At 68.4% G+C, this 26,070-nt stretch carries 31 protein-coding genes; 8 read left to right on the top strand and 23 right to left on the bottom strand.

Annotated elements, in window-relative coordinates; all coding sequences use genetic code 11:
- Nucleotides 1–17: 17 nt before the first annotated feature.
- The 8 genes from ASF44_RS17625 to ASF44_RS17590 form a co-directional block, all read right to left on the bottom strand.
- Nucleotides 18–416: a YchJ family protein gene (locus tag ASF44_RS17625; protein WP_056900540.1), complete on the bottom strand. Its 399-nt coding sequence runs from the start codon at nt 414–416 to the stop codon at nt 18–20.
- A complete protein-coding gene (locus ASF44_RS17620) occupies nt 413–1,543 on the bottom strand; it encodes an acyl-CoA dehydrogenase family protein (protein WP_056900539.1) in 1,131 nt (376 codons plus the stop codon). Before ASF44_RS17620 ends, ASF44_RS17625 begins: the two co-directional genes overlap by 4 nt.
- A 239-nt stretch (nt 1,544–1,782) precedes the next feature.
- Nucleotides 1,783–2,412, bottom strand: coding sequence for a pyridoxamine 5'-phosphate oxidase family protein (locus ASF44_RS17615; RefSeq protein ID WP_056900538.1), 630 nt, complete (start codon nt 2,410–2,412; stop codon nt 1,783–1,785).
- The gene (locus ASF44_RS17610) at nt 2,412–3,083 is read right to left on the bottom strand and encodes an SDR family oxidoreductase (RefSeq protein WP_056900537.1); all 672 of its coding nucleotides are present in this window, start codon (nt 3,081–3,083) and stop codon (nt 2,412–2,414) included. Before ASF44_RS17610 ends, ASF44_RS17615 begins: the two co-directional genes overlap by 1 nt.
- Nucleotides 3,083–4,276, bottom strand: a complete 1,194-nt coding sequence (locus ASF44_RS17605; protein WP_056900536.1) for an acetyl-CoA C-acyltransferase — start codon at nt 4,274–4,276, stop codon at nt 3,083–3,085. Before ASF44_RS17605 ends, ASF44_RS17610 begins: the two co-directional genes overlap by 1 nt.
- A gap of 46 nt (nt 4,277–4,322) precedes the next feature.
- The gene (gene can, locus ASF44_RS17600) at nt 4,323–5,015 is read right to left on the bottom strand and encodes a carbonate dehydratase (RefSeq protein ID WP_056900535.1); all 693 of its coding nucleotides are present in this window, start codon (nt 5,013–5,015) and stop codon (nt 4,323–4,325) included.
- 94 nt (nt 5,016–5,109) lie between these two features.
- A complete protein-coding gene (locus tag ASF44_RS17595; protein WP_056900534.1) occupies nt 5,110–5,571 on the bottom strand; it encodes a PaaI family thioesterase in 462 nt (153 codons plus the stop codon).
- A gap of 60 nt (nt 5,572–5,631) precedes the next feature.
- Nucleotides 5,632–6,066, bottom strand: coding sequence for a MerR family DNA-binding transcriptional regulator (locus ASF44_RS17590; RefSeq protein WP_369820937.1), 435 nt, complete (start codon nt 6,064–6,066; stop codon nt 5,632–5,634).
- Between the two features lie 107 nt (nt 6,067–6,173).
- On the opposite strand from ASF44_RS17590, the gene ASF44_RS17585 reads away from it, so the two are divergent.
- The 3 genes from ASF44_RS17585 to ASF44_RS17575 all read left to right on the top strand — a co-directional run bounded on the left by ASF44_RS17585 (nt 6,174) and on the right by ASF44_RS17575 (nt 9,395).
- Entirely contained in the window at nt 6,174–7,232 is a 1,059-nt protein-coding gene (locus tag ASF44_RS17585) for an MBL fold metallo-hydrolase (protein ID WP_056900532.1), read from the top strand.
- A gap of 155 nt (nt 7,233–7,387) precedes the next feature.
- The gene (gene rpoH / locus ASF44_RS17580; RefSeq protein WP_056900531.1) at nt 7,388–8,323 is read left to right on the top strand and encodes an RNA polymerase sigma factor RpoH; all 936 of its coding nucleotides are present in this window, start codon (nt 7,388–7,390) and stop codon (nt 8,321–8,323) included.
- A gap of 91 nt (nt 8,324–8,414) precedes the next feature.
- A complete protein-coding gene (locus ASF44_RS17575; RefSeq protein WP_056900530.1) occupies nt 8,415–9,395 on the top strand; it encodes a tripartite tricarboxylate transporter substrate binding protein in 981 nt (326 codons plus the stop codon).
- Here the strand turns inward: ASF44_RS17575 and ASF44_RS17570 are convergent.
- From ASF44_RS17570 to ASF44_RS17545, 6 genes are read right to left on the bottom strand one after another with little or no spacing between them, the layout of a single operon-like run.
- Nucleotides 9,382–10,809 carry a hypothetical protein gene (locus ASF44_RS17570; protein ID WP_156374574.1) on the bottom strand — a complete coding sequence of 476 codons (1,428 nt, stop codon included), beginning with the start codon at nt 10,807–10,809 and terminating at the stop codon, nt 9,382–9,384. The genes ASF44_RS17575 and ASF44_RS17570 overlap by 14 nt on opposite strands.
- Nucleotides 10,810–10,818: 9 nt before the next feature.
- Nucleotides 10,819–11,409, bottom strand: a complete 591-nt coding sequence (locus ASF44_RS17565) for an SCO family protein (RefSeq protein ID WP_056900528.1) — start codon at nt 11,407–11,409, stop codon at nt 10,819–10,821.
- A gap of 2 nt (nt 11,410–11,411) precedes the next feature.
- Entirely contained in the window at nt 11,412–12,323 is a 912-nt protein-coding gene (cyoE, locus tag ASF44_RS17560) for a heme o synthase (RefSeq protein WP_056900527.1), read from the bottom strand.
- On the bottom strand, nt 12,320–13,489 hold the full coding sequence (locus tag ASF44_RS17555) for a heme A synthase (protein ID WP_056900526.1): 1,170 nt from the start codon (nt 13,487–13,489) through the stop codon (nt 12,320–12,322). Before ASF44_RS17555 ends, cyoE begins: the two co-directional genes overlap by 4 nt.
- A complete protein-coding gene (locus ASF44_RS32925; RefSeq protein WP_056900525.1) occupies nt 13,486–14,163 on the bottom strand; it encodes a hypothetical protein in 678 nt (225 codons plus the stop codon). The genes ASF44_RS17555 and ASF44_RS32925 overlap by 4 nt, the downstream gene beginning before the upstream one ends.
- On the bottom strand, nt 14,156–14,920 hold the full coding sequence (locus ASF44_RS17545) for an SURF1 family protein (protein ID WP_082524863.1): 765 nt from the start codon (nt 14,918–14,920) through the stop codon (nt 14,156–14,158). The genes ASF44_RS32925 and ASF44_RS17545 overlap by 8 nt, the downstream gene beginning before the upstream one ends.
- Between ASF44_RS17545 and ASF44_RS17540 the strand changes: the two genes are divergently transcribed.
- Nucleotides 14,905–15,132, top strand: a complete 228-nt coding sequence (locus ASF44_RS17540; RefSeq protein ID WP_056900803.1) for a twin transmembrane helix small protein — start codon at nt 14,905–14,907, stop codon at nt 15,130–15,132. The genes ASF44_RS17545 and ASF44_RS17540 overlap by 16 nt on opposite strands.
- Before the next feature lie 60 nt (nt 15,133–15,192).
- Here ASF44_RS17540 and ASF44_RS17535 read toward each other — a convergent pair whose 3' ends face one another.
- The 7 genes from ASF44_RS17535 to ASF44_RS17510 all read right to left on the bottom strand — a co-directional run bounded on the left by ASF44_RS17535 (nt 15,193) and on the right by ASF44_RS17510 (nt 21,235).
- Nucleotides 15,193–16,074 (bottom strand): cytochrome c oxidase subunit 3, encoded by an 882-nt coding sequence (locus ASF44_RS17535; RefSeq protein WP_056900524.1) that lies wholly within the window; start codon nt 16,072–16,074, stop codon nt 15,193–15,195.
- 1 nt (nt 16,075) lies between these two features.
- The gene (locus tag ASF44_RS17530; RefSeq protein WP_056900523.1) at nt 16,076–16,681 is read right to left on the bottom strand and encodes a cytochrome c oxidase assembly protein; all 606 of its coding nucleotides are present in this window, start codon (nt 16,679–16,681) and stop codon (nt 16,076–16,078) included.
- The gene (locus ASF44_RS32920; RefSeq protein WP_235579257.1) at nt 16,678–16,791 is read right to left on the bottom strand and encodes a cytochrome oxidase small assembly protein; all 114 of its coding nucleotides are present in this window, start codon (nt 16,789–16,791) and stop codon (nt 16,678–16,680) included. Before ASF44_RS32920 ends, ASF44_RS17530 begins: the two co-directional genes overlap by 4 nt.
- A gap of 11 nt (nt 16,792–16,802) precedes the next feature.
- Complete coding sequence (ctaD, locus tag ASF44_RS17525) at nt 16,803–18,428, bottom strand: cytochrome c oxidase subunit I (protein ID WP_056900522.1); 1,626 nt, start codon at nt 18,426–18,428, stop codon at nt 16,803–16,805.
- 39 nt (nt 18,429–18,467) lie between these two features.
- Nucleotides 18,468–19,655 (bottom strand): cytochrome c oxidase subunit II, encoded by a 1,188-nt coding sequence (coxB, locus tag ASF44_RS17520; protein ID WP_056900521.1) that lies wholly within the window; start codon nt 19,653–19,655, stop codon nt 18,468–18,470.
- A 37-nt stretch (nt 19,656–19,692) separates the two neighbouring features.
- Entirely contained in the window at nt 19,693–20,169 is a 477-nt protein-coding gene (locus ASF44_RS17515) for a DUF2244 domain-containing protein (RefSeq protein WP_056900520.1), read from the bottom strand.
- 160 nt (nt 20,170–20,329) lie between these two features.
- A complete protein-coding gene (locus ASF44_RS17510) occupies nt 20,330–21,235 on the bottom strand; it encodes a trans-aconitate 2-methyltransferase (protein ID WP_056900519.1) in 906 nt (301 codons plus the stop codon).
- 32 nt (nt 21,236–21,267) lie between these two features.
- On the opposite strand from ASF44_RS17510, the gene ASF44_RS17505 reads away from it, so the two are divergent.
- Nucleotides 21,268–21,972, top strand: a complete 705-nt coding sequence (locus tag ASF44_RS17505; RefSeq protein ID WP_056900518.1) for a ComF family protein — start codon at nt 21,268–21,270, stop codon at nt 21,970–21,972.
- Nucleotides 21,973–21,988: 16 nt separating this feature from the next.
- Nucleotides 21,989–22,468, top strand: coding sequence for a tRNA (cytidine(34)-2'-O)-methyltransferase (locus ASF44_RS17500; protein ID WP_056900517.1), 480 nt, complete (start codon nt 21,989–21,991; stop codon nt 22,466–22,468).
- Here ASF44_RS17500 and ASF44_RS17495 read toward each other — a convergent pair.
- Both ASF44_RS17495 and ASF44_RS17490 read right to left on the bottom strand, forming a co-directional pair.
- Complete coding sequence (locus ASF44_RS17495) at nt 22,459–22,914, bottom strand: MaoC family dehydratase (RefSeq protein ID WP_056900516.1); 456 nt, start codon at nt 22,912–22,914, stop codon at nt 22,459–22,461. The two genes, ASF44_RS17500 and ASF44_RS17495, sit on opposite strands and share 10 nt — an antisense overlap.
- A 29-nt stretch (nt 22,915–22,943) precedes the next feature.
- On the bottom strand, nt 22,944–23,564 hold the full coding sequence (locus tag ASF44_RS17490; RefSeq protein WP_056900515.1) for a ParA family protein: 621 nt from the start codon (nt 23,562–23,564) through the stop codon (nt 22,944–22,946).
- A gap of 78 nt (nt 23,565–23,642) precedes the next feature.
- Here ASF44_RS17490 and ASF44_RS17485 point away from each other — a divergent pair, with 78 nt between their 5' ends.
- Together ASF44_RS17485 and kefC are read left to right on the top strand one after the other, a co-directional pair.
- Nucleotides 23,643–24,245, top strand: coding sequence for an NAD(P)H-dependent oxidoreductase (locus ASF44_RS17485; RefSeq protein WP_056900514.1), 603 nt, complete (start codon nt 23,643–23,645; stop codon nt 24,243–24,245).
- Nucleotides 24,246–24,252: 7 nt separating this feature from the next.
- A complete protein-coding gene (gene kefC / locus ASF44_RS17480; RefSeq protein ID WP_056900513.1) occupies nt 24,253–26,070 on the top strand; it encodes a glutathione-regulated potassium-efflux system protein KefC in 1,818 nt (605 codons plus the stop codon).

Here is a 26,070-nt window from a genome sequence, read left to right as displayed (position 1 = left end):
GGCCCGATTGGAGCACGTCAGCGGAGCGTGCCTTCCACGTAGTACCAGCGCCCGTCCTCGCGCACGAAGTGGCTGCGCTCGTGCAGCCGGTGGGCGCGGCCCGCGGCATCGCGCTGGCGGGCGACGAACTCGACCTCGGCATGGTCGGCATCGCGCAGCCGGCGGTCCTTCACCTCCAGGCCCAGCCAGCGCGTGCCGGTGTCGAAGTCCAGTCGCGCGGGCCGGCGGCCGGCGTGCCAGGTGGCCAGCAGGTAGTCGGCGCGCTCGCGCACGAAGGCCGTGTAGCGCGAACGCATGAGCGACTCGGCATCGGGCGCGGGCGTGGCGTCGAAGTTGTCGAGGTAGCGGCCGCAGCAGTCGGCATAGGCCAGAGCGCGCTGGCGCGCGTCCAGCCGGCCGCACGGGCATGCGGTCATGCCAATGCGCGGGTGATGAGGATCTTCTGCACGTCACTCGTGCCTTCGTAGATCTGGCACACGCGCACGTCGCGGTAGATGCGCTCGACCGGGAAGTCGTTGACGATGCCGTAGCCGCCCAGCGTCTGGATCGCGGCGCTGCACACGCGCTCGGCCATCTCGCTGGCGAACAGCTTGGCCATGGCGGCTTCCTTGAGGCAGGGCCGGCCAGCGTCGCGCAAACTGGCGGCGTGCCAGATCAGCTGGCGTGCGGCCTCGATCTGCGTCGCACAGTCGGCCAGCCGGAAGCCCACGGCCTGGTGCTGCAGGATCGGGACGCCGAAGCTCTCGCGCTCCTTGGCATAGGCCAGCGCGGCCTCGAAGGCGCTGCGCGCCATGCCCACGCTCTGCGCGGCGATGCCGATGCGCCCGCCTTCGAGCGCGCCCAGCGCGATCTTGTAGCCCTCGCCCTCGGCGCCGATCAGGTGGTCGGCCGGGATGCGGCAGCCCTCGAAGTTGATCTGCGCGGTGTCGCTGCTGTGCTGGCCCAGCTTGTCCTCGAGCCGCGCCACCTGGTAGCCGGGCGTGTCGGTGGGCACGAGGAACGCACTCATGCCTTTCTTGCCCGCGCCCTTGTCGGTCACGGCGATGACGATGGCCACATGCCCGTTCTTGCCGCTGGTGATGAACTGCTTGACGCCGTCGATCACGTAGCCGTCGCCATCGCGCCGTGCCGTGGTGCGCAGCGCGGATGCATCGCTGCCCACGTGCGGCTCGGTCAGGCAGAAGGCGCCCAGCATCCGGCCCTGGGCCAGGGGTTCGAGCCAGCGCTTCTTCTGCGCCGCGTTGCCATAGCGCATCAGGATGGCGTTGACGGGGCAGTTGGTCACGCTGATGGCCGTGCTGGTGCCGCCGTCGCCGGCGGCGATCTCTTCCAGCACGAGGGCCAGCGTGAGGTAGTCCAGGCCCGCGCCGCCGTGCTCCTCGGGCACGCAGATGCCGTAGGCGCCGAGCGCGGCCAGGCCCTGGTGGGCTACCTTGGGGAAATGGTGCTCGCGGTCCCATTGCGCAGCGTGGGGCCACAGCTCGGCTTGGGCAAAGGCGCGCACGGCGTCGCGGATGGCTTCCTGGTCGGGGGTCAGCAGCATGGTCGGTTCCGTTGTCTCAGAGCTTGTGAAGGAATTAGTTGGACTCACGACGGGGCGTCCACAGGTGCCGGGCAAGGCGCGTCGCGCAGTCCGTATCGAGATACGGACCAGCGGCGCAATGCCGCCCGGCGCCTGCGGGCGCCCCGGCCCGCAGGGCAAGACCCCGCAAACGGCCACTGGATACTGAAACGAGGTCCATCGGGGTCTTGCGTGAGTTCAAGCGATTTCTTCGCAAGCTCTCAAGCGGAGGTTTGGGTTTCCTGGGCGAGCTGGTCGCGGTAGCGCGCCAGCATCTGCTCCTGGGTCTCGGTCGGCGCGCCGGCGCCGATCTGGTCGTGGATCATCTGGTTCATGCTGGGCAGCGCGGCCCGCTCGGGCCAGGTCTCGGGCTTCCAGAGCTGCGAGCGCATGAACGCCTTGGCGCAGTGCAGGTAGACCTCCTCGACCTGCACCTCGATCACGAGCTTGGGGCGCTGGCGCTCCTCGGCAAAGCGCCCCGTGAATTCGGCTTCGTCGCGCAGCCGCGCGCGGCCGTTCACGCGCAGGGTCTCGTCCACGTTGGGGATCAGAAAAAGCAGCGCCAGGCGCGGGTCGGCCAGCAGGTTCTCCAGCGTGTCCAGCCGGTTGTTGCCGCCCGAGTCGGGCAGCAGCAGCGTGCGCGCGCCGGCCAGCTTGGCGAAGCCGGGCGCGCCCCCGCGCGGCGAGGCGTCGAGCAGGCTGCCGTGCACGCCGCCGGTGGCCACCACGCAGAACGGCGCCAGCGCGATGAAGCGCGCCGCGTGCGAATCGATGTGGTCCAGCTGCTTGCGCAGCGCGCGTTCGCCGGGGGCGGCGTACAGGCCGCGCAGTTGTGCCAAGTTCTGAATCATCACCACCCTTCGAAAGGTCTGCCGTCGTGGTCGAGGAACGCACCCCGGTGCTGCGGCGTGAGCGCGTGCAGCGCGGCACGCATGCCGGCCACGCTCTGGCCCACCGTCAGCGGGGCGGCCGCGCCACCCATGTCGGTCTGCACCCAGCCGGGCGACAGTGCGACCAGGATGGCCTTCGGATAGTCGTGCTGGGCCGAAGCGACGGCCATGTTCAGCGCGGCCTTGCTGGCGCGGTAGATCCAGGCATGGCTGGAGTCCACGCCCTGGATGCGCGCCATCGCGCTCGTGATGAAGGCGAAGCACCCGCGCGGCGCGGCCTCGACGAGCGGCGACACCTGCGGGATGGCCTGCATGGCACCCAGCACATTGGTGTGCATGAGCCGGTCGAAGTCCTCGCGCGTGGGCGGCGTGCGCGCATCGGCCGTGACCCAGGCGCCGGCCACGTAGAGCGCGGTGTCGATCTTCTCGCCGTCGAGCTGCCAGGCCAGGCCGCTCACGCTGGCCGGGTTCGCCACGTCCACGCGCAAGGGCGTGGCACCCAAGTCCTTCAGGCGGGCCAGGCCCGCGTCGTCGCGCGCGGTGGCAATGACGCGGTCGCCCGCCTCGCGGTATTGGCGCACGAACTCCAGGCCGATGCCGCGCGAGGCGCCGATCACGAGGACCGTGGGCATCAGAGCAGTTCGAGCGCCAGGGCCGTGGCCTCGCCGCCGCCGATGCACAGCGTGGCCACGCCACGCTTCTTGCCACGCGCCTGCAGCGCATGGATCAGCGTCACCATGATGCGCGCGCCGCTGGCGCCAATGGGGTGGCCCAGCGCGCAGGCGCCGCCGTTGACGTTGACGATGTCGTGCGACAAGGAGAGCTCGGTCATCAGCGCCATGGGCACGACGGCGAAGGCCTCGTTGATCTCCCACAGGTCGACGTCGGCCACGCTCCAGCCGGTCTTGGCCAGCAGCTTCTGCGTGGCGCCCACGGGCGCCGTGGCAAACCAGTTGGGTTCCTGCGCGTGCGTGGTGTGGGCCACGATGCGCGCGATGGGTTTGGCGCCCAGGCGTTGCGCGGTGGAGGCGCGTGCGAGCACCAGCGCGGCAGCGCCGTCGTTGATGGACGAGCTGGAGGCGGCGGTGATGGTGCCGTCCTTCTTGAATGCAGGCTTGAGCGTGGGGATCTTGTCGAGCTTGATCTTGCCCGGGCCTTCGTCCACGGCCACGACCGTCTCACCGGCGCGGCTCTTGACCGTGACGGGCGCGATCTCGGCCTGGAACGCGCCGCTGGCGGTGGCCTCCTGCGCCCGCCGCACGCTGGCGACGGCGAACCGGTCCTGCTCCTCGCGTGTGAACCCGTACTTGGCGGCGCAGTCCTCGCCGAAGGTGCCCATGGAGCGGCCCGCCTCGTAGGCGTCTTCCAGTCCGTCGAGCATCATGTGGTCCATCACGCGGTCGTGGCCGATGCGGATGCCGCTGCGGCCCTTGGGCAGCAGGTGCGGGGCGTTGGTCATGCTCTCCATGCCGCCGGCGACCATGACCTCGTGCGTGCCGGCCAGCAGCATGTCGTGGGCCATCATGGCGGCCTTCATGCCCGAGCCGCACATCTTGGACAGCGTCACGGCCCCCGCGCTCTTGGGCAGGCCGCCCTTGAACGCGGCCTGGCGGGCCGGGGCCTGGCCCTGGCCGGCCATCAGGCAGTTGCCGAACAGCACCTCGCCGACCACGTCGGGCGAGATGCCGGCGCGCTCGACAGCGGCCTGGATGGCCACGCCGCCCAGGTCGTGGGCCGCCAGCGACACGAAGTCGCCCTGGAAGCCGCCCATGGGCGTGCGCGCGGCGCCGAGGATGACGATGGGATCTTCTTGTGCGTCGGGCATGTGTGTCTCCTGCAAAGGGGGTTGGGGTCTAGGGAATGGAAGCGGCTTACTCGTCGTCTTCCTCGGGCTGCAGCGGCTGGCCGCCGTCGTGCCGGGGATAGCGCTTGATCGCCGCACGGAAGGTGTCGAGCACCGTGTCGGGGTGGCTGATGCTGACCTTGAGGTCGTTGACCAGGCCGTCCTTCAGCCCGTAGCACCAGCCATGGATGGTCAGCGGCTGGCCGCGCGCCCAGGCGTCCTGCACGACGGTGGACAGGGCCACGTTGCCGACCTGCTCGATCACGTTGATCTCGCACAGCACATCGTGCCGCTGCTGCTCGGTCGGCAGGTGGTCGATGCGCTTGCGGTGGCGCAGGCGCAGGTCGGCGATGTGGGCCAGCCAGTTGTCGGCCAGGCCCACGCGCTGGCCGAGCAATGCGGCGCGCACGCCGGCACAGCCGTAGTGGCCGGTGACCATGATGTGCTCCACGCGCAGGTGGTCCACGGCGAATTGGATGGTCGACAGCGCATTGAGGTCCGAATGCACGACCACGTTGGCCACGTTGCGGTGGACGAACACCTCGCCCGGATCCAGGCCCGTGATCTCGTTGGCCGGCACGCGGCTGTCGGCGCAGCCGATCCACATGTAGCGCGGCTTTTGTTGCGCCATGAGATCGGTGAAGAAGCCGGGACGCTCCTTTTCGACCCGGGCGGCCCAGGCGCGGTTGTTGGCGAGGAGGTGTTCGAGAGAGGTGCTCATCTGGTCGTTCCCTTGCAATGCTTGGAATCTGGAATGCATCTGCTGCGCCGCAGCAAACCCGCGCATTTTCCGCGGTTCGCGCGCGCCCCGGCGGTCAGTGGCGAATGCCCTCCCGGCCGACCACGGCCATCAGCGTGCATTGCATGGTCGCGAAGAGTTTTTCGCGGTCCTCGTCGAAGGCCAGCGCCCGTCCCTCGACCACGCTGATGGTGCGCCCGGGCTTGAGCACCTGGCCCACCATGCGGAACCGCTGGCCCTTGGCGGGTGCCAGCAGGTTGATCTTGAATTCGATCGTCAGCACCGCCGCGTCCGCCGCCATCAGCGTGAAGCCGGCATAGCCGCAAGCGGAATCCAGGGCCGTGGCGACCATGCCGGCGTGCAAGAAGCCGTGCTGCTGCGTCAGCGCCTGCGCCCAGTCGAGCTCGATGGCCACCAAGCCTGGCTCGACCTGCACCAGCCGCGCACCGAGCGTCTGCATCGCGCCCTGGCGGGCAAAGCTGTCGTGCACGCGCGCAGACCAGTCGGCCACCTGGGGTTCGAAGACGGGGGTGCTCATCGCGGCGCTCCAGACAGGTTTTTTCGATTGACGTTTACGTAAACGTCAATCATAGCCAGGTCAGCGGCTGCGTGCCAGCAGCGCGCGCGCTTCGCGCTCATGCGCCTTGACCTCTTCGAGGTTGGCGTGCAGTTCGGTCAACTGGGCTTCGAGGGCCTGGCGGTGCGCGGCCAGCACGTCGAGGAACTTGCGCAACTGGGGGCCGGTGTCGCGCGGGCTGTCGTACATGTCCAGGATCTCGCGGGCCTCGTTGAGCGACAGGCCCAGGCGTTTGGCGCGCAGGGTCAGCTTCAGGCGGGTGCGGTCGCGCGCGCCGTAAACCCGGACGCGGCCGCCCGGTCCGCTGCGCTGCGGCTGCAGCAGTCCCATGTCTTCGTAGAAACGGATGGCACGGGTCGTCAGGTCGAACTCGCGCGCGAGATCGCCGATGCTGTAGGTGCCGGCGTCGGCGGCCATCTCGTCGGACGGCGGGGAGCAAGGGGCAGCGGTGGTCATCGGCAGGCAATACGGAGGTGACAGGCGAAATGGCGGGCGCATTCCTAGAATGCCGCCGGATTACAGATGACGTTTACGTCAACGTCAACCCAACCGGCAGACACCCCATGAACGCACTCGAAAGCCAGCTGCACTACCCGTTCGGCGACCAGATGCCGGAGCCGGGCGGGACGCTGGAGGTGGCGCCCGGCATCCGCTGGATCCGCATGGCTTTGCCGTTCGCGCTGGACCACATCAACCTGTGGCTGCTGCGCGACGAGATCGACGGCCGTGCCGGCTGGACGGTGGTGGATTGCTGCATCGCGCGCGACGAGGCCAAGGCCCAGTGGGAAGAGGTTTTTGCCACGCAGCTGGAAGGCCTGCCGATCCTGCGCGTGGTCGTCACGCACATGCACCCGGACCACATTGGCTTGGCGCACTGGCTCTGCACGCGCTGGAACGCCCCGCTGTGGATCAGCGCCACCGACTACCACGTGGCCCGGCTCAACACCCAAGGCACCAGCGGCAACGGAGGCGAAGCGGCCGCTGACTTCTTCCGCAGCCATGGCCTGGCCGACCCGGAAGCGCTGCAACAGGTGCGCGGCCGCACGAACTACTACGCCAGCATGGTGCCCGACGTGCCGCGCCAGTACATCCGCCTGCTGGACGGCATGCGGCTGCGCATCGGCGGGCGCGAATGGCGCTGCATCAGCGGGTATGGCCACGCACCGGAACACATCGCGCTGTACTGCGAGCAGGCCGCCGTGCTGGTCGGCGGCGACATGATGCTGCCGCGCATCTCGACCAACGTCAGCGTCTACGACAACGAGCCCGAGGCCAACGCGCTGCAGCTGTTCCTGGACTCCATCGACAAGTTCCGGGCGCTGGCGCCGGACACCTTGACGCTGCCGGCGCACGGCAAGCCGTTCCGGGGCCTGCACACCCGCATCGAGCAGTTGCACGGACACCACCGCCAGCACCTGGAGCGCGTCATGGAAGCCTGCAGCACGCTGGGCCCGCGCACCGGCGCCGACCTCCTGCCCGTTTTGTTCACGCGCAAGCTGGACCTGCACCAGACGACGTTCGCGATGGGCGAGGCCGTGGCGCATCTGCACAAGCTGTGGTTCGACGGAAAGCTGCAGCGCCAGCGCGGAGACGACGGCGTCTACCGGTTCGCGCCGGCTTAGTCGCCCCTGCAGCCCAGCGGGAACCTTGGGGCCCCTGCATGCATCCAATGGGATGTGAAACGGGGTATCCACACCCCCACCAAGGGCGCAGAAGGCGCCCTTTAGCACTCACCACCGGAGAGTGCTAATATTTCCCCGAAGGAAAGGAATCTGGTATGAGTTTTCAAACTGGAACCACGTCCGTTGCGCTTGCCACGGCGAACCCATGGTCGCTGGTCCCCCCGCTGGGCAACCTGGACGCGTACATCTCCGCGGTCAACCGCATGCCCATGCTCACGGTCGAGCAGGAGCAGGAGTACGCGCGCAAGCTCAAGAATGACAACGATTTGGAAGCCGCAGGAAAGCTGGTGCTGTCGCATCTGCGCCTGGTGGTGTCCGTGGCCCGCCAGTACCTGGGCTATGGCCTGCCGCATGGCGACCTGATCCAGGAAGGCAACGTGGGACTCATGAAGGCCGTCAAGCGCTTCGACCCCGACCAGGGTGTGCGCCTGGTCAGCTACGCGCTGCACTGGATCAAGGCCGAGATGCACGAGTACATCCTGAAGAACTGGCGCATGGTCAAGGTGGCGACCACCAAGGCCCAGCGCAAGCTGTTCTTCAACCTGCGCTCGATGAAGCAGGGCTTCAAGGCCGACGCGGCCGACGGCTCCACCCACCGCGACACGCTCAGCGAGGGCGAGATTTCGTCCATGGCCGAGCAGCTCAACGTGAAGCGCGAGGAAGTGATCGAGATGGAGGCCCGCCTGTCTGGCGGTGACGTGATGCTCGATCCTGGCCCGTCCGACGACGGCGAGGACAGCTACGGCCCGATCGCCTACCTGGCCGACGCCAAGCAGGAGCCGACGGCCCTGATCGAGTCGCGCCAGCGCGACCGGCTGGCCAGCGACGGCATCAGCACGGCCTTGGCCGAACTGGACCCGCGCAGCCGGCGCATCGTCGAGGAGCGTTGGCTCAAGGTCAACGACGACGGTTCGGGCGGCATGACGCTGCATGAGCTGGCGGCCGACTACGGGGTGAGCGCCGAGCGCATCCGCCAGATCGAATCGTCCGCCATGAAGAAGATGAAGAAGGCGCTGGCATACTACGCCTGACCCCCCGCCCTTCTCCCGCAAAACGCCAGCGCACGCGCTGGCGTTTTGCTGTGCGGGGCAACCGTGAAGAAGACGACGTGAAGAGGACGACATGCCCCACCGCCTGCCCCGCCGCACCGTGCTCGCCAGCGCGGTGGCCAGCCTGACGCCGATCTGGGCCAGCGCCCAGGGCAACACCTGGCCAACCAGGCCCGTGCGCATCCTGGTGGGCTTTCCGGGTGGCTCATCGCCCGACCTGACCGCGCGTGCGCTGGCGGAGCCGCTGTCGCGGGCACTGGGTCAGCCGGTCATCGTCGACAACCGCGCAGGCGCAGGCGGCAACATCGCGGCCGACCTCGTGGCCAAGGCCACGGACGAACACACCATCGGCCTCATGATCAACGGCAACCTGACCATTGCCAGGCTGCTGAATCCGAAGACGCCGTACGACCCCGCGCGCGACCTGGCGCCGGTCAGCCTGTTGGGCACGGCACCGCTGGTACTGGCCGCCGCGCCGGATGTGCCGGCCCGCTCCGTCACCGAATTTCTCACTGCGGCGCGAGCCGGCGGCAGCCAGTGGAACTACGGCACGCCCGGCGTGGGCACCGTCGCGCACATCGGCACCGAACTGCTCAAGTCCAGGAGCGGCATCGCACCGGTGCACGTGCCCTACCCCGGCAACCCCCAGGTCATCACGGCCATGATCAGCGGACAGGTGCAGATGGCGCTGCTGCCGCCGGCGCTGGCCATGGCCCAGGTGCGCGCGGGCAAGCTGCAGGCTGTCGGCGTGACCTCGACCGGCCGCAGCCCGCTGGTGCCCGAACTGCCCAGCCTCGCCGAAGCCGGCGTGCCCGGTTTCCAGCTGGAGATCTGGAATGCCGTGGCCGCCCCCGCCTCGATGCCGCGCCCCATCGTGGCCCGGCTGTCGGCGCTGGTCAGCGACATCGTGCGCGCGCCGGAGATGCGCGAGCGCCTGTTCCAACAAGGCTGGCAGGTGGCCGGCACCGCGCCCGAAGGCCTGGCCAACCGCATGCGCTTGGACACGGCGCTGCTCGGCGGCGTGATCCAGGCGCAGGGCATCAAGGCCGAGTGAGCAGCGACTCCGGCTGGAGCGCGCCCGCGACCATCGGGGGGCCACTCAAGCGCAGCACCTGCAGTGGGTGCACATACTGGTTCGACGGCACGGCAACGTCCGCCAATGCCGCCTGGTAGGGCAGCGATGCGCTTCGGTCGTTCAGCCGGTAGTCGTAACGTGCCGGCTGCACGAAGACGCTCCAGTCGACACGCGGATTGTTGATGGCCGTGTGTGCGACCGGAATCTGCAGTCCGCCGCGGCCAACCAGCAAGTTGTTGGCCAGCACCACAGATTGGGTGCCAGCCGCCACGCGCACAAAGGTGCCCCCGTGGGGATGGTCGTTCACGACGGTGTTGCTGGCGAACTGCAGGGTATTGTGCTGGTGCTTCAGGCCCTCGGCACCATAGCTGACCATGACGGAGTTCTCCGTGCGTCTGCCTTGCTGGACCACGTTGCCGACCACCCGCACTTCTCCGCCATTGGGGAAGTCCATTTCGTAACTGGCGCGCCCCCCCTCTTCGTCCGTCAGCCGGTTGTAGGCGACCTCGTTCACCGCCGCCCGGCTCTTGAGCAGATGGCCCGTGTCGGCATGGTGGAGGTAGCTGCCGCTGATGCTGAATTTGCCGATCTGGCCGACGTAGATGTTGTGGCTGCGCCCGTCGTCCGCGCCGTTGTAGCCGAACTCACTGGAGACGACCTCCAGTTCGGACGACATCTCATCGCCAATCGTCAGGATGCCGTTTTCGTTGCCCCAGAACAGGCAGTGCGCAACCCGCAGCCGCCCCCCTTCGAAGCGGATGCCCGCACCGTTGCGGTCATCGACGCGCGCACCGATGAAATCGAACCCGGAGATGTCGAAGTCGCCGCTGCGGATGACCCAGATCGCCTTGCCTTCCGCGCTGCGCCCATCGGCGATCAACCGCGCCCGCCCCCCCACGCTGCGGATCGTGAGCGTCTTCTGGTGCCACACCGCGACGTCGCCGCGGTAGGTACCGGCCTGCACTTCCACGATGTCGCCGCTCTGCGCCAGCCTTGCCGCATCGGCGATCGTGGGCAGCGACTCCCGGGGGCCGACGCGCCACACCTTGGCCATGGGCAACGACGTGGCCGCACTGGATGCGACAGGCGTGCCCTCAGGGGCCGGCGGGATGGTGAACGGGATGCGGCTGCGCTCAGCAATGGACGGCGCATCCAGCCAGTCACGCAGCAAGTCCATGACCGGGAGGGCCACGGCTTCAAGCTTGTTGTGGCCATACAGGCGACGCTGCGCGTAATCCATGAGTTCGCCCGGCGTACGGCCGATGCGGTCGTACGCCCACCACGCGCCGGCCATCCCAGCGACGGCACCGAACAGCAGCAGCAGGCCGAGCACGCGCAACCAGCGACGGCCGCGCCGCGCCGCCCTGGGTTTGGAGCCGGACCGCGCACGCATGGGGCGAACTCAGCCAGCCTGCTTCAACAGCAGCCGCACATCGGCCAGCAGCGCCTCGGCGCCCGAGCCGTAGCGCACGTAAAGGCGCAAGCGCCCCTGCGGGTCGTACACGTAGCTGCCGGCCGAATGGTCCATGGTGTAGCTGGTGGGTGTCTTGCCTTCGACCTTCTTGTAGTACACCTTGAAGTCCTTGGCCAGCGCGGCCAGGCCTTCTGGAGAGGTGCGCAGGGCCAGGAAGCTCGGGTCGAAGTTCTCCATGTAGGCCTTGAGCACCTCGGGCGTGTCGCGCTCCGGGTCCACCGTCACGAACAGGCCCTGCAGCTTGTCGCCGTCCGCCCCCAGCGACTGCTTGACCTGCGCCAACTCGGCCATGGAAGTCGGGCAGACGTCGGGGCACTGGGCGAAGCCGAAGAACACCACGACCACCTTGCCGCGGAAGTCCTGCAGGCTGCGTTCCTTGCCGTTGTGGTCGGTCAGGCGAAAGTCCTTGGCATAGTCGGCGCCCGTGATGTCCACCGCCGTGAAGCTGGGCTTGGTGTCGGTGCAGGCGGCCAGGGCGATGCCGGCGGCCAGGGCCATCAAGGTGCGTCTTTGGAGCATGTTCACAGCAGGTAATGGTCCAGCAGCAGCGCCGCGAACAAGGCACTCAGGTGGATCAGCGAGAAGCGGAAAGTCTTGCGCGCCAGCGCATCGGAGTAGGAGCGCCACAGCCGGAAGCCGTACGCGCAAAAGCCGATGCTGAGCACCACCGCCACGGCCAGATAGAGCCAGGAGCTCATGCCGTAGACGAAGGGCAGCAGGCAGGCCGCGAACAGGATCAGCGTGTAGAGCCACACCTGCAGGCGCGTGAATTCGTTGCCGTGCGTCACGGGCAGCATGGGCAGGCCCGACTTGCGGTAGTCCTCCACGCGGTACAGCGCCAGGGCCCAGAAATGCGGCGGTGTCCACAGGAAGATGATCAGGAACAGGATCATGGCCTCGGGGCCGACATCGCCCGTCATCGCCGCCCAGCCCAGCACCGGCGGCATGGCGCCCGAGGCGCCGCCGATCACGATGTTCTGCGGCGTCAGCGGCTTGAGGATGACGGTGTAGACCACCGCATAGCCGACGAAGGTGGCCAGCGTGAGCCACATGGTCAGCGCGTTGACGCTCAGATAAAGCAGCACCGAACCGGCGATGCACAGCAGCGCGGAGAACAGCAGCGTCTGGCCGTCGCCCAGCTCGTTCTTGGCGGTGGGGCGCCAGGCGGTGCGTTTCATGCGCGCGTCGATGCCCTTCTCGACCAGGCAGTTGAAGGCCGCGGCCGCGCCGGCCACCAGCCAGATGCCCAGGCAGGCCAGCAGCATCTGGCGCAGTTCGGCCCAGGACGGCAGGCCTGGTACGGCCAGCACCATGCCGATCAGCGCGCAAAACACGATGAGTTGCACCACGCGCGGCTTGGTCAGCACGTAGAACTGCTGGAAGCGCGACATGGCAGGGGCCGCCGTGGCGGCGCGGGGATGGAGGGCGCTCATCGGGCCACCTCCAGGCCGCCCCGCCGCGGCGACGCCACGGTTGCCCGGGCCGGGTCGGTCGCGCAGAGCAGCCAGGTCAGCGCCACGACCAGGCCTGCCGCACCGCCGGTGTGCGACACGGCGGCCACCAGAGGCCAGTCCAGCACCACGTTCGACAGCCCGGTCCCAAATTGCCAGGCGGCGAGCGCCGCCAGCCAGCGCGCCGGGCGATGCAGCCCCGGCATGCGCCACATACGCCAGGCCAGGCAGGCCAGCGCCGCGAGCACGGCGTAGGCCGCGAGGCGGTGCACGTAGTGGATGGCCGTGAGGGCGGGGAACGCGATGTGGCTGCCGTCGGCCAGCCGGCCCAGCGGCCGCCAGACCTGGAAGGCCTGCTCAAAGTTCATCGGCGGCCACCAGCTGCCCTGGCAGGTCGGGAAATCGCTGCAGGCCAGCACCGCATAGTTCGTGCTGACCCAGCCGCCCAATGCGATCTGCAGCAGCACCAGCGCGGCCGTGGTCCAGAGCAGGCGGCGCAGCCCGGGGGACAGGACCACCGGCTGCAGGGCGCCGGTTCGGCGCGCGTCGCGCACGACCTGCGCGCACAGCAGCGCCAGCAGCGCAAGGCCGCCCAGCAGGTGCAGCACGACGATGGCCGGGAACAGCTTGAGCGTGACCGTCCACGCCCCGAAGGCGCCCTGCAGGCAGACCCAGACCAAGGTCAGCGTGGGCCAGCCCGGATGGATGGCATGGGGGTCGCGCGGGCGCTGCCGCCACGCCGCCCAGCTGACGGCGGCCAGCGCCAGGATCAGCACGCCGACGGCAGTGGCAAGGTAGCGGTGCACCATCTCGATCCAGGCCTTGGTGTGGGTCACGGGGCCGGTCGGCATCGCGGCCTGCGCCGCGGAGATCTCGGCATGCGCGCCGATGGGGCTGGCCTTGCCGTAGCAGCCAGGCCAGTCCGGGCAGCCCAGGCCGGAATCGGTCAGGCGCGTGAACGCGCCGAACAGCACCAGGTCGAACGTCAGGAACAAGGTGAGCAAGGTCAGCGCCCGGCGGCGCCTGGCGGGCGAGGCGCCCCGGTTGCGCAAGGCCACCCAGGCCAGCGGCCCCAGCGCAAGCACCACGCCCATCAGCATCATGCGGGCGATCGGCGACCAGTCGTACGAAGCCACATCCATCGTCATCGGCCCGCGTTGTCCCAGGAGCTCGAAGCGCGCAACAGGCGCTCGATGTCGCGCTTGGCCTTGGCTGCGCCGGCCGCATCCAGTGCAGGCGGCAGCCGCATCATCCAGTTGCCCATGGGGTCGACGATGTACAGGTGCGCCGACAGCGGCTGGCCCGCAGCCGGGGCCAGCCATTGCGCCAGGCCGGCCGGATCGACACGCAGCACGGCCGCGCTCTGCAGGGCCGGGCGCAGCGCCTCGCGCACGGGCACGCCGTCGTTGACGAGCCAGACCCAGTCGACGCGGTCCTTCTCCTTGCCCAGGCTCTCGCGCAGCTGGCGCTGCAGGTACAGGTTGCGTTCGCAGGCTGCGTCGCACTCGCCGCCGGCCACACTGACGAGCAGCCACTGGCCCTTCAGGCTGGGCAGGCGGACAGGCTGGCCGTCCAGGCCCTGCGCCACCAGGTCCGGCAGCGGACGCTGCGGATCGATCAGTTCGCCGAACACGCTGCGGCCCTCGGGCCGGAGCACGTAGTAGGTGAAGTACGAGGCGACCACCGGCGCGGCGCAGATCAGCACCACCAGCAGCATCTTCAGGCGGCCACTGCGTGTTCGCTGCACCGCGCCGCTTGCGGCCTCGGCCGGCGACGGCAGTGAGTGGACCGTCAGGCCCAGCGGCTGGTCGGCCTCAGCCATGGCGCGGGAAGCGCCGAACGGCGGGACGTCGGACAAATTGGAACCAGACATAAAGACCTGTCAGCAAGGCGCAGAGCCCGAACCACTGGAACGCATAACCGTAGTGCTTCTCGACGCCGGTCTTGGGCACCGGCCATTCGCGCAACAGCCCTGCCCCGTCGTCGCCGGTCTGCTGCACCGACTGCTGCCACAGGGGCAGGCCGGTTTCCTGGGCGAACGCGCCGAGGTCGAGATTCTGCCGGATCGTGCCTTTGTCCTCGCCCGCGAACTCGTAAAGCCTGGACGGCGCAGGGACGACCAGGCCCTGGATGTCCACGAGGCCGGCCGGCGTGGGGATCCTGGGCAGCGCCGTGCGGTCGACGAAATTGCGCTGCACCCAGCCGCGCTGCACCATCACCACCGTTGAGCTGTTCTCCAGCGCCAGCGGTGTCAGCACGTAGAAGCCCGGTTGGCCGCGCATCTGGCGGTTGTCCAGGAACACGGTGCGCTCGGCCAGCCACAGCCCGCGCAGATGCACGGGCCGGTGCAACAGCGCGACCGGGTCGGCCGCGCCCAGCAGGGCCTGCGCATCGAGCGCAGGCAGGCGCCCCTGGGCGTCGATGGCGGCCTGCAGGGATTCCTTCTCGGCCGCGCGCGACAGCTGCCAACGCCCCAGCGAAGCCGTGACCGCGATGCCCACCAGTGCCGCCAGCGTCACCAGCCAGAAGCGCAGACCGAAGCGGCGCGCCGGATAATCAGCCCATGAGCTACTTTGCACTGGTTGCCTTCATCGCCATCATCGGCAGCCTTGGTGCAGCCCTGTACTTCATGCTGCGCGGCGGGCAGGATGCCGAGGGCAAAACCCGGCCCAACCACATGGCGCGCGCGCTCGCCGTGCGCGTGGGACTGTCCATCCTGCTGTTCCTGTGCATCCTCATCGGCTGGAAGCTGGGCTATCTGCATCCGACCGGCATTCCCGCCGGCAAGTAAGAGAAGAAGAAAAAGGAAAAGGGCCGCTGCGCGGCCCTTTCGGTACGAGGCCTTGCCGCCTCAAAGCCAATACACCAGCACGTACAGGCCCAGCCAGACCACGTCCACGAAGTGCCAGTACCACGCCGCACCTTCGAAGCCGAAGTGGCGCTCCTTGGTGAAGTGGCCCTTCATGAGGCGCAGCGTGATGAACAGCAGCATCAGCATGCCCACCAGCACATGGAAGCCGTGGAAGCCGGTCAGCATGAAGAAGGTGGAGCCGTACGGGCCGGAGTTGAGCTTGAGGTTCAGGTCGCGGTAGGCGTGCACGTACTCGTAGCCCTGCACGAACAGGAACACGATGCCCAGGACCACGGTGGCCCACATCCACAGGATGGTTTTCGCCCGCTCGCCATGCTGCAGCGCGTGGTGGGCGATGGTCAGCGTCACGCCCGAGGTCAGCAGCAGCGCGGTGTTGATGGTCGGCAGCCAGAACGGCGTCATGGCCTGGAACGGCTCGACGATGTTGGCGGGCGATCCCGTCACACCGGCCGCCATGCTGGGCCACACGGCCTTGAAGTCGGGCCACAGCAGCGCGTTGTCCAGGCTGCCCAGGGTCGGCACCGAGTGCGCGCGCATCCACCACAGGGCCGTGAAGAACGCGCCGAAGAACATCACCTCGGAGAAGATGAACCAGCTCATGCTCCAGCGGTACGAGAGGTCGATCTTGCGCCCGTACAGGCCTCCTTCGCTCTCGGCCACGGCGTCGCGGAACCACTGGTACAGCACCACCCACCAGAACAGCAGGCCGAAGGCCAGCGACCACTTGCCCCAATCGTGCCCGTTGATCCACTGGCCGGCGCCCAGGATCACGAAGAACAGGCCGATGGCGGCCATGATCGGATGCCGCGAGGGCCCGGGCACGAAGTAGTACGGCGTGGATCCGTGGGTGGTTGCACTCATCTCAGCTCCTGATGTCTTTATTCGTCTTCTCGGCCGCGTCGGCACTGGCGGGTGCCGGTGGCGTCTTGCCGCCCACCTCGAAGAAGGTGTACGACAGCGTGATCGTGGTCACATCCCTGGACAGCTTGGGGTCGATGATGAAGGCCACCGGCCATTCCTTCTTCTCGCCTGCGTCCAGCGTGTACTGCGTGAAGCAGAAGCACTCCAGCTTGTTGAAATGCGCGGCGGCCTGCCGCGGCGCATAGCTCGGGATGGCCTGGGCGGCCATGCGCCGGTTCTGCACGTTCTGGAATTCGTACACCACGGTGGCCAGTTCGCCTGGATGCACCTGCATCGACCGCATCGCCGGCTTGAATTCCCAAGGGCCGCGCGAGTTGGCATCGAACTCCACCGTGATCGTGCGGCTGCGGTCGACCTGCGTGTTCTCGGGCGTGACCTTGGAGACCACACCGGGCACCTGGCGCTCGGACACCGACAGGATGTTGATGCCCGTCATCTCGCAGATGGCGTTGTACAGCGGCACCAGCGCATAGCCGAACGCGAACATGCCGGCCGCCACCACGGCCAGCTTGCCCACCATGCGGATGTTGGCGCGGCGGATGCTCACGACCGGCCCAGATAGACCATCTTGACCATGAAGCCGACGAAGAAGGCCAGCGCCACGGACAGCAGGATCAGGCCGGTCCGCAGGTTCTGCTTCTTCTTGTCGGGCGTCATCGGCACAATCCTCAGCCGACCACGCGGGTGGCGGTGGCGTCGAGCTTGGGCGGGTTCTCGAAGGTGTGGAACGGCGCCGGCGAAGGCACTTCCCACTCCAACCCTTCGGCCGCTTCCCATGGCTTCTGCGGAGCCTTCTCGCCCTTGCCCAGCATGCAGGGCAGCACGACGGCGAGGAAGAAGTAGACCTGGGCAACGCCGAAGAAGAACGCGCCCACGGTGGCGATCGCGTTGAAGTCGGCAAACTGCATCGGGTAGTCGGCGTACCGGCGCGGCATGCCGGCCAGGCCCAGGAAGTGCATCGGGAAGAAGGTCACGTTGAACGCGATCAGCGACCACCAGAAGTGCACCTTGCCGCGCGTCTCGTTGTACATGACGCCCGTCCACTTGGGCAGCCAGTAATAGACGCCGGCGAACATGGCGTACAGCGAACCGGCGACCAGCACGTAGTGGAAGTGGGCCACCACGTAATAGGTGTCCTGCAGCTGGATGTCGATCGGCGCCATGGCCAGGATCAGGCCGGTGAAGCCCCCCATCGTGAACACGAAGATGAAGCCGACGGCGAACAGCATGGGCGTCTCGAAGGTCATCGAGCCCTGCCACATCGTGGCGATCCAGTTGAAGATCTTCACGGCCGTGGGCACGGCGATCAGCATGGTCGCGTACATGAAGAACAGCTGGCCCGTGACCGGCATGCCGGTCGTGAACATGTGGTGCGCCCAGACGATGAACGACAGGATGGCGATCGACGAGGTGGCATACACCATGGAGGCATAGCCGAACAGCTTCTTGCGCGCGAACGCCGGCACGATCTGGCTCACGATGCCGAAGGCCGGCAAGATCATGATGTAGACCTCGGGGTGGCCGAAGAACCAGAAGATGTGCTGGTACATCACCGGGTCGCCGCCGCCGGCCGGGTTGAAGAAGCTGGTGCCGAAATGGCGGTCGGTCAGCGTCATCGTGATGGCGCCGGCCAGCACGGGCATCACGGCGATCAGCAGGTAGGCCGTGATCAGCCAGGTCCAGCAGAACATCGGCATCTTCATGAGCGTCATGCCGGGGGCGCGCATGTTGAGGATGGTCACGATGATGTTGATCGAGCCCATGATGGACGACGCGCCCAGGATGTGCATCGCGAAGATGCCGGCGTCCATGGAGGGGCCCATCTGCAGCGTCAGCGGCGCGTACAGCGTCCAGCCGGCGGCGGGCGCGCCACCGGGCATGAAGAACGAGCCGACCAGCATCAGCGCGGCCGGGATCATCAGCCAGAAGCTGAAGTTGTTCATGCGCGCGAACGCCATGTCGGACGCGCCGATCTGCAGCGGGATCATCCAGTTCGCGAAGCCCACGAAGCCCGGCATGATCGCGCCGAACACCATGATCAGCCCGTGCATGGTGGTCAGCGAGTTGAACAGCTCGGGGTTGACCAGTTGCAGGCCGGGCTGGAACAGCTCGGCGCGGATCAGCAGCGCCAGCACGCCGCCCACCATCAGCATCGTGAAGCTGAACAGCAGGTACAGCGTGCCGATGTCCTTGTGGTTGGTGGCGAACAGCCAACGGCGCCAGCCATGCGGGGCATGGTGGTGTTCGTCATGGGCGTGGCCGTGGTCGTCGTGGGGATGCAGTACTGCGCTCATCTCTGTTTCCTTCTGTGCGGGAATGCGCCGGTGTTCGGTTTACTTCGCGCGCAGCGCGACGACTTCGGAGGGCTGGACGATCTGCCCGGTCTTGTTGGACCAGTTGTTCTTGGTGTAGCTGGCCACCGCCGCGAGGTCGGTGTCGCTCAATTGCTTCCACGAGGGCATGGCCCCGTTCCCAGCGCCGTTGAGCAGGATGGTCAGCTGCTTGGCGTGGTCGGTGTCGAGCACGATGGCCGAGCCGTCCAGCGGCTTGATCGGGCCGGCGCCCTTGCCGTTGGCCTGGTGGCAGGCCGCGCAATTGGCGGCATAGACACGCTCGCCGCGCTTGACGATGTCCTCCAGCGTCCAGACCTTGGTCGGGTCGTCCAGCTTGGCGGCGGCCTTCTTGCGCTCGCCGTCGACCCAGGCCGTGTACTGCTCGGCCGTCACCACCTTCACGTGGATGGGCATGTAGGCGTGTTCCTTGCCGCACAGCTCGGCGCACTGGCCGTAGAAGTCGCCGGTCTTCTCGGCGCGGAACCAGGTGTCGCGCACGAAGCCGGGGATCGCGTCCTGCTTGATGCCGAAGGCCGGCACCATGAAGGCGTGGATCACGTCGTTGGCCGTGGTGATGATGCGGACCTTCTTGTTGACCGGCACCACCAGCGGGTTGTCGACCTTGAGCAGGTAGTCGTCCACCGCCTGGCCCTTGGGCGGGCCGCCGGCGTTGGACATGGCGCGGTGCGAGCTGTCCAGCGTGGAGACGAAGGAGATGCCCTCGCCCTCGCCCTTGATGTAGTCGTAGCCCCACTTCCACTGCATGCCGGTGGTCTTGATGGTGAGGTCGGCGTTGCTGGTGTCCTTGAGCGCGACCACCACCTTGGTCGCCGGCAGCGCCATCAGGATCACGATGACGAAGGGCACGATGGTCCAGATGACCTCGACCACCACCGATTCATGGAAGTTGGCGGCCTTGTGGCCCACCGACTTGCGGTGCTTCCAGATGGAATAGAACATCACCGCGAACACGGCGATGAAGATCACCGAGCACAGGATCAGCATGAACCAGTGCAGCCATTGCTGCTCTTCGGCGATCTTGGTGACGGGTGGAGCGAGGTTGAGCTGGCGCACGGCCGGGCCGCCTGGAAGGTCGTTGACGGCGTGGGCCGCTGTCGCGAGCCATGCCCCCGAGAAGAGCGCGGTGCGAGATAGCAGGGAAGTCAGCTTGTTCCAGATCATTTTCATCGTCTCTACTTCTTCAACCTTGTATGAACCACCCTGCTCAGGCCCCGCGCAACGCCATCCGGATCTCGCGCGCCAGCACAGGCCGCAAATCCGGGCGAACGTAACGCCCCACCTCGACGCACCGCCCCTGCCCCGACACCTCGATCAGCGAGTGGTCGCTGGTCTTGGGTTCGACACGGACCCATTCCCTGCGGAACTCGGCCCGCTCCAGGCGGCCCGCGTTCTCGAGCTCGACGACCAGCCGGCCGTCCTGCAGGGAGATGCGCTCACCGTCGGTCGCGTGGCGGGAGTACGCCAGGAAGGCCACGCCCACCAGAACCACCTCCAGCCATGCGAACGGCAGGACCAGCTTGGCACCCTGCAACCAGAAGAATGTCCCGATTCCGAGCGACACCACGCAGATCGACGCATACAGGCCGCCCAACTGGCCCGGCGTGATGGAACAGTTGCGCTTCAGCAGCCAATGGATGCCTTGGCCCGAGACGGTGGCGAAGCGATAGACCAGTTTCGACACAGACAACGTTCAACATCAATGCGGCGCGCGCCGCGGGTGATTCACACCCGCCGGAACAACGCCTGGTTCATTCGTGGGGAAGCCCGAAATACGTTAAAAACCCTTCATTGTAGCCCGTGAATATTGCACGAATGTCCGTTGTCGGACAGCCCAAAAACCTTCACCGGCCCTCACCTTTGCCATGGCGCAACAGGCCACGCATGTCCTGCAGCGAGACCGCGCTCTGCGGCGCCACCGGCACCCGCGCTGCGGGCCGGAACGCATGGCCGTAGACGATCTCGAAGGTCAGCGTCAGGCGTCCTTGCTCGGCCACGTCGGCCAGGCGCTGCGCCAGCTCGGCACGCAACTGTGCATGCCAGCGCCGCCCTCGCAGCGCGCCGAAGCGTTCGGGGTGCAGGTTGCGCCCCAGGCCACGCAGGTCTTCCAGCAGCTTGTCGGGCGTCGCATAGGTCAGGCGGATGCGCTCCATGTCCATGATGGGTTCGGCGAAACCGGCCTGCACCAGCATGTCGCCCCAGTCGTGCATGTCGGTGAAGGCATGGCCGGGTGGCGGCCAGCCCAGCGCGGCGTAGACCCGGCGCAGCTCGAGCAACGAGTCGGGGCCCAGGCACGAGAACATCAGGAAGCCATCCACGGCCAGCGCGCGGTGCCAGTCGGCGATTAGCGCCTGCGGGTCGGCCACCTGGTGCAGCAGCATGTTGGACCACACCATCTGCACGCCGCCAGGCGGCGGCATGCCGGCGTGCTGGGCCGCGGCGCTCCAGCGGCCGGGCTTCCACCAGGCCTCGGTGCTGGCGTCGAGCACCTGCCGCTCCAGGGCAGGCGACGACTCCACCACCCAGGTCTCGGCGCCGGGGTAGCGCTTGCGCAGTTCGGCATGGGCGTCCATGCCGCCGCGCAGCGGCTGCCAGTTGGCCCAGGACGTGGGGCTGCGCTTGATCCACTGCAGCCGCTCCGCCATGCGGCGCGCCACTTCGTCGTGCAGCCAGGGCGCGGCCTGGACCGGCTGCTGCGCCCAACGCGCGGCAGCCACGGGGGCGATGGTGGGGGGGCGGTGCTGGCTCATGGGAAGGCGCGCCGAGTATATTGAGCCGCACCATGCTGCGCCGCTGGCTCGTGTCAACGCTTGCACGCCTGCCGAGCCAGTGCGCGGTGTGCCGCAGCTGGCAGGACCAGCCACTGTGTGAGTCCTGCATCCAGCGCTTCGCCCAGCCGCAGCCACGCTGCCGCACCTGTGCCATGCCCTTGGCGGGCGGCGCTGCGCAGTGCGGCAGCTGCCTGCAGCATCCGCCCCCGCTGGACACCTGCCTTTGCGCCGTGGACTACGTCTATCCGTGGACGGGCTGCATCGCCCAGTTCAAATACCGCCAGCAGCCGGGCTGGGCCGGGGCGCTGGCCGACCTGCTGCGGCACACGCCCTGGGTGGAACCGGCGCTGGAGCGCTGCGCGGTCGTGCTGCCGATGCCCTTGTCCAACGCGCGGTTGCGCCAGCGCGGCTTCAACCAGGCGCTGGAGCTCGCGCGCCGGCTCGCCCCGCACAAGACCGAAGCCGGCCTGCTGCTGCGCATCCGCGACACGGCACCGCAAGTGGCGCTGAGCGCGGCCGAGCGCCGGCGCAACGTGCGCGGCGCTTTCGCGCTGGAGCCGCTGGGGGCAGACCGTATCCGCGGCACCGATGCCGTGCTCGTGGACGACGTGATGACCAGCGGCGCCTCGCTGTTCGCCGCGGCCGAGGTGCTGCGCGCGGCCGGCGCGGCGCGCGTCAGCGCCCTGGTGCTGGCGCGCACGCCCGCGCCTGCGTAGCAGGGACAATCCACCCATGTTCCACATCGTCCTGGTCGCCCCCGAAATCCCGCCCAACACGGGCAACGTCATCCGGCTGGCGGCCAACACCGGATGCACGCTGCACCTGGTGGAACCGCTGGGCTTCTCGATGGACGACAAGCACATGCGCCGCGCCGGGCTGGACTACCACGAGTACGCCGAGCTGCGCGTGCACGCGGACTGGGCCGCGCTGCTCGCGCGCGAGCAGCCGCCCCTTGAGCGCATGTTCGCGATGACCACGCGCGGCTCGCGCAGTGCCCACACGCTGGCGTTCCGCAGCGGCGACTGGTTCGTGTTCGGTTCGGAGACCAGCGGCCTGCCGCCTGCGCTGCGCGACGGCTTTCCGCCCGAGCAGCGCCTGCGCCTGCCGATGCGCGCCGGCCAGCGCAGTCTCAACCTGTCGAACGCCGTGGCGGTGACGGTGTTCGAGGCCTGGCGCCAGTGCGGCTTCGCCGGCGCCGCCGATCAGACGTAGCGGCGCACGATGGACTCGGCCACGCAGGCCGGCTTGCTGGCGCCTTCGAGCTCCACCGTCACCTCCCAGACCTGCTGCACGCCGCCGCCCGAGACCGGCTCGCTGCTGACCAGTTTCAGGTGCCCACGCACGCGGCTGCCCGCCGGCACCGGCGTGATGAAACGCACCTTGTTGAGCCCGTAGTTCACGCCCATGCGCGTGCCCTCCACCTTCACGGCACTCGCAAACAACAGCGGCAGCAGCGACAGCGTCAGGTAGCCGTGTGCGATGGGTGCGCCGAACGGGCCGGACTTGGCCCGCTCCGGATCGACGTGGATCCACTGGTGGTCGCCCGTGGCCTCGGCGAACAGGTCGATCTGCTTTTGCGTGACGGTGGTCCACTCGCTGGTGGCGATGTCCTGCCCGACCAGGGCGGTCAGTTCGTCCAGGGTGCTGAAGGTCTTCATGCTCTCTTGTCTTCCTCTTTGGTTGAAATTCAGGGGGCGTCCAGCCAGCGGCACAGTTCCTGCCACTGCTCCAGGTCCTTCTCGACGCGCTGCGGCGCCACGTCGAACAAGGTGAGCCCGCGCGCTGCCAGGTGCACGTAATTCTGCGTGTTGCGCAATTCGCCCAGCACCGGCATGTTGAGGCTGGCGATGTACGCGCGCAGCTTGTCGGCCGCCAGCGTGCGCGCGTCCACGCGCATGCCCACGAGGCCGATGGCCAGCTTGCCGGCATGCCGGTTCTCGGCCACCTTGTCCAGGAAATCGCGCGTGGCGAAGATGTCGAACACGCTGGGCTGCAACGGCACGACCAGCTTGTCGGCCATCTTCATCACGTCGCTGAAGCGCCAGCCATGCAGGCCGCCCGGCGTGTCCAGCACCACGTGCGTCGTGCCCTTGGGCGGCCGCACGATCATGTCGGACGTCATCTCCCAGGTGCCGATGGGCCGTGCCGCCTCGGGCCGCAGGCCCAGCCACAGGCGCGAGGACTGCTGGCGGTCGGCGTCGCCCAGCATCACGGCATGGCCCTGCGATGCGAAATAGCCTGCGATGTTGGTGGCCAGCGTCGACTTCCCGACGCCGCCCTTGGGATTGGCAACGACCACGACCGGCATGCGCGCTCCTCCTTGTGTCCGCGGATGGGTCTCCGCTCGGGTATGTTAGCGGCCCGACTTGCGCAAGACTTTCACAACATGCAAGGCATCTACCTGATCGCCGCCCACCCGGCCTGGCGCGAATCGCGCGTGAACAGCCGCCTGCTGGAGACCGCACAGTCCCTGGTCGGCGCACTGCCGCTGGACATCCAGGACCTGTACGGCAGCTACCCCGACTACCACATCGATGTCGCGGCCGAACAGGCCCGCGTGGACCGCGCACGGCTGTTGGTGCTGCTGCACCCGATCCACTGGTACAGCATGCCGGCGCTGCAGAAGCTGTGGTTCGACGAGGTGCTGACCTACGGCTGGGCTTTCGGGCCGGCCTCGGCCGAAGCCGGCTCGCACGAGCAGGCCCCCGCCGGCACGCCCGGCACGGCACTGCGCGGCAAGGACTTCTGGCTCGTCGCCACCACGGGCGGCCCCGCCGAGTCGTACAGCGCCGAGAGCTACAACGGCCATCCGTTCGAAACCTACCTGCCGCCCTACCGCCAGACCGCCGCGCTGTGCGGCATGCGCTTCGTGCCGCCGCTGGTGCTGCACGGCGCGCACGGCGCGAGCCGGCAGGACATCGACGCCCACGCCGAGACCTTCGCCCAGCGCCTGCGCGACTACCCGCGCTGGGCCGACACGCCCGCCTGAGGCCGCCATGGACCACGCACCCGCCTGGCTGTCCAACAGCTTCATCTACCTCGCCGCGGCCGTGCTGGCCGTGCCGATCTCGCGCGCGCTCGGCCTGGGCGCCATCCTGGGCTACCTGGCGGCCGGCATGGCCATCGGCCCCTGGGGCCTGGCCCTGGTGCCCAACGTGCAGGACGTGCTGCACTTCGCCGAGTTCGGCGTGGTGCTGATGCTGTTCCTGGTCGGGCTGGAACTGGAGCCGCGCCGGCTCTGGAGCCTGCGCCGGCCGATCTTCGGCGGCGGCACGGCCCAGGTGCTGGTCTGCGCACTGGCGATCTACGGCGTGGCCCTGGCCTGCGGCATCGCCTGGAAGACCGCGCTCGTCGCCGCGCTGGGCCTGGCGCTGTCGTCCACGGCGATTGCGCTGCAGGTGCTGGGCGAGCGCAACCTGCTCGGCACGCGCAGTGGCCAGGCCGGGTTTTCCATCCTGCTGTTCCAGGACGTGGCCGCCATCCCCATCCTGGCCCTGCTGCCGCTGCTGGGCGCGGCCACCGCCGACGCCGACAGCGGCCACGCGGCCCTGCAGGCCGCCAAGACCGTGGCCGTGATCGCCGGCATCGTGCTCGGCGGCCGGCTGCTGCTGCGCCCCGTGCTGCGCTGGATCGCGCGCAGCCGCACGGCCGAGATCTTCACCGCCGCGGCGCTGCTGCTGGTGGTCGGCATCGCCTACCTGATGCACAGCGTGGGCCTGTCGATGGCGCTGGGCGCCTTCCTGGCCGGCGTGCTGCTGGCCGAGAGCGAGTACCGGCGCGAGCTCGAAGCCGACATCGAGCCGTTCAAGGGCCTGCTGCTGGGCCTGTTCTTCATCGCCGTGGGCATGAGCATCGATTTCGGCGTGCTGTGGCGCGCGCCCGGCACCATGGCACTGATCGTGCTGGGCTTCCTGTCCATCAAGCTGATCGTGATCTACGCCCTGTCGGCCGCCATGCGCCTGCCCGTGCCCGAGCGGCCCGTGTTCACGCTGCTGCTGGCGCAGGGCGGCGAGTTCGCCTTCGTGGTGTTCCAGGCCGGCGTGGGCGCGCGTGTGCTGGCGCCCGACACGGCCTCGCTGCTGACCGGCGCCGTGGCGCTGTCCATGCTGCTGAGCCCGCTGCTGCTGGTGGGTGCCGACCGCTACTGGCTGCCGCGCTTCAACCGCGGCAGCACGGCCAAGGCCGAGACCATCGCCGAGCCGCAGGCCGCGCCCATCATCATCGCGGGCTTCGGCCGCTACGGCCAGATCGTCGGCCGCGCGCTGTTCGCCCAGGGCCTGCACTGCACGGTGCTCGAGCACGACGCCGACATGATCGAGGCCATCCGCCCGCTCGGCTTCCGCGTGTTCTACGGCGACGCCACGCGGCTGGACGTGCTGCGCGTGGCCGGCGCCGGGCAGGCCCGCGTGCTGGTGCTGGCGGTGGACGACATGGCGCAGAGCCTGCGCATCGCAGAACTCGTGCGCGAGCACTTCCCGCAGCTGGAGATCGTGGCGCGGGCGCGCGACGTACCGCACTGGAACGCGCTGCGCGACCTGGGCGTGCAGCGCGTGGAGCGCGAGCTGTTCGAGTCCAGCCTGCGCAGCGCGCGCAGCGTGCTGGAGGTGCTGGGTGCGCCGCCGCACGAGGCGCGCCACGATGTGCTGCGTTTCCGCGACCACAACCTTGCGCTGTTCGAGCGCATGCACCCGCACCACCGGGACCGCGCGCGCAGCATCGCGGTGGCGCGAGAGGGCCGGCGCGAGCTGGAGGAGCAGCTGGCGCGCGAGCGCGAGGAACGCGCGCAACGCCGCCCGCCCGGCTGGCGCGACTGA

Origin of the sequence: Pseudorhodoferax sp. Leaf274 (genome assembly GCF_001422445.1) — a bacterium.
GTDB lineage: Bacteria > Pseudomonadota > Gammaproteobacteria > Burkholderiales > Burkholderiaceae_C > Pseudorhodoferax.
Note: the sequence above shows the minus strand (reverse complement) of the source record. Positions and strands in the feature narration are given on the sequence as shown.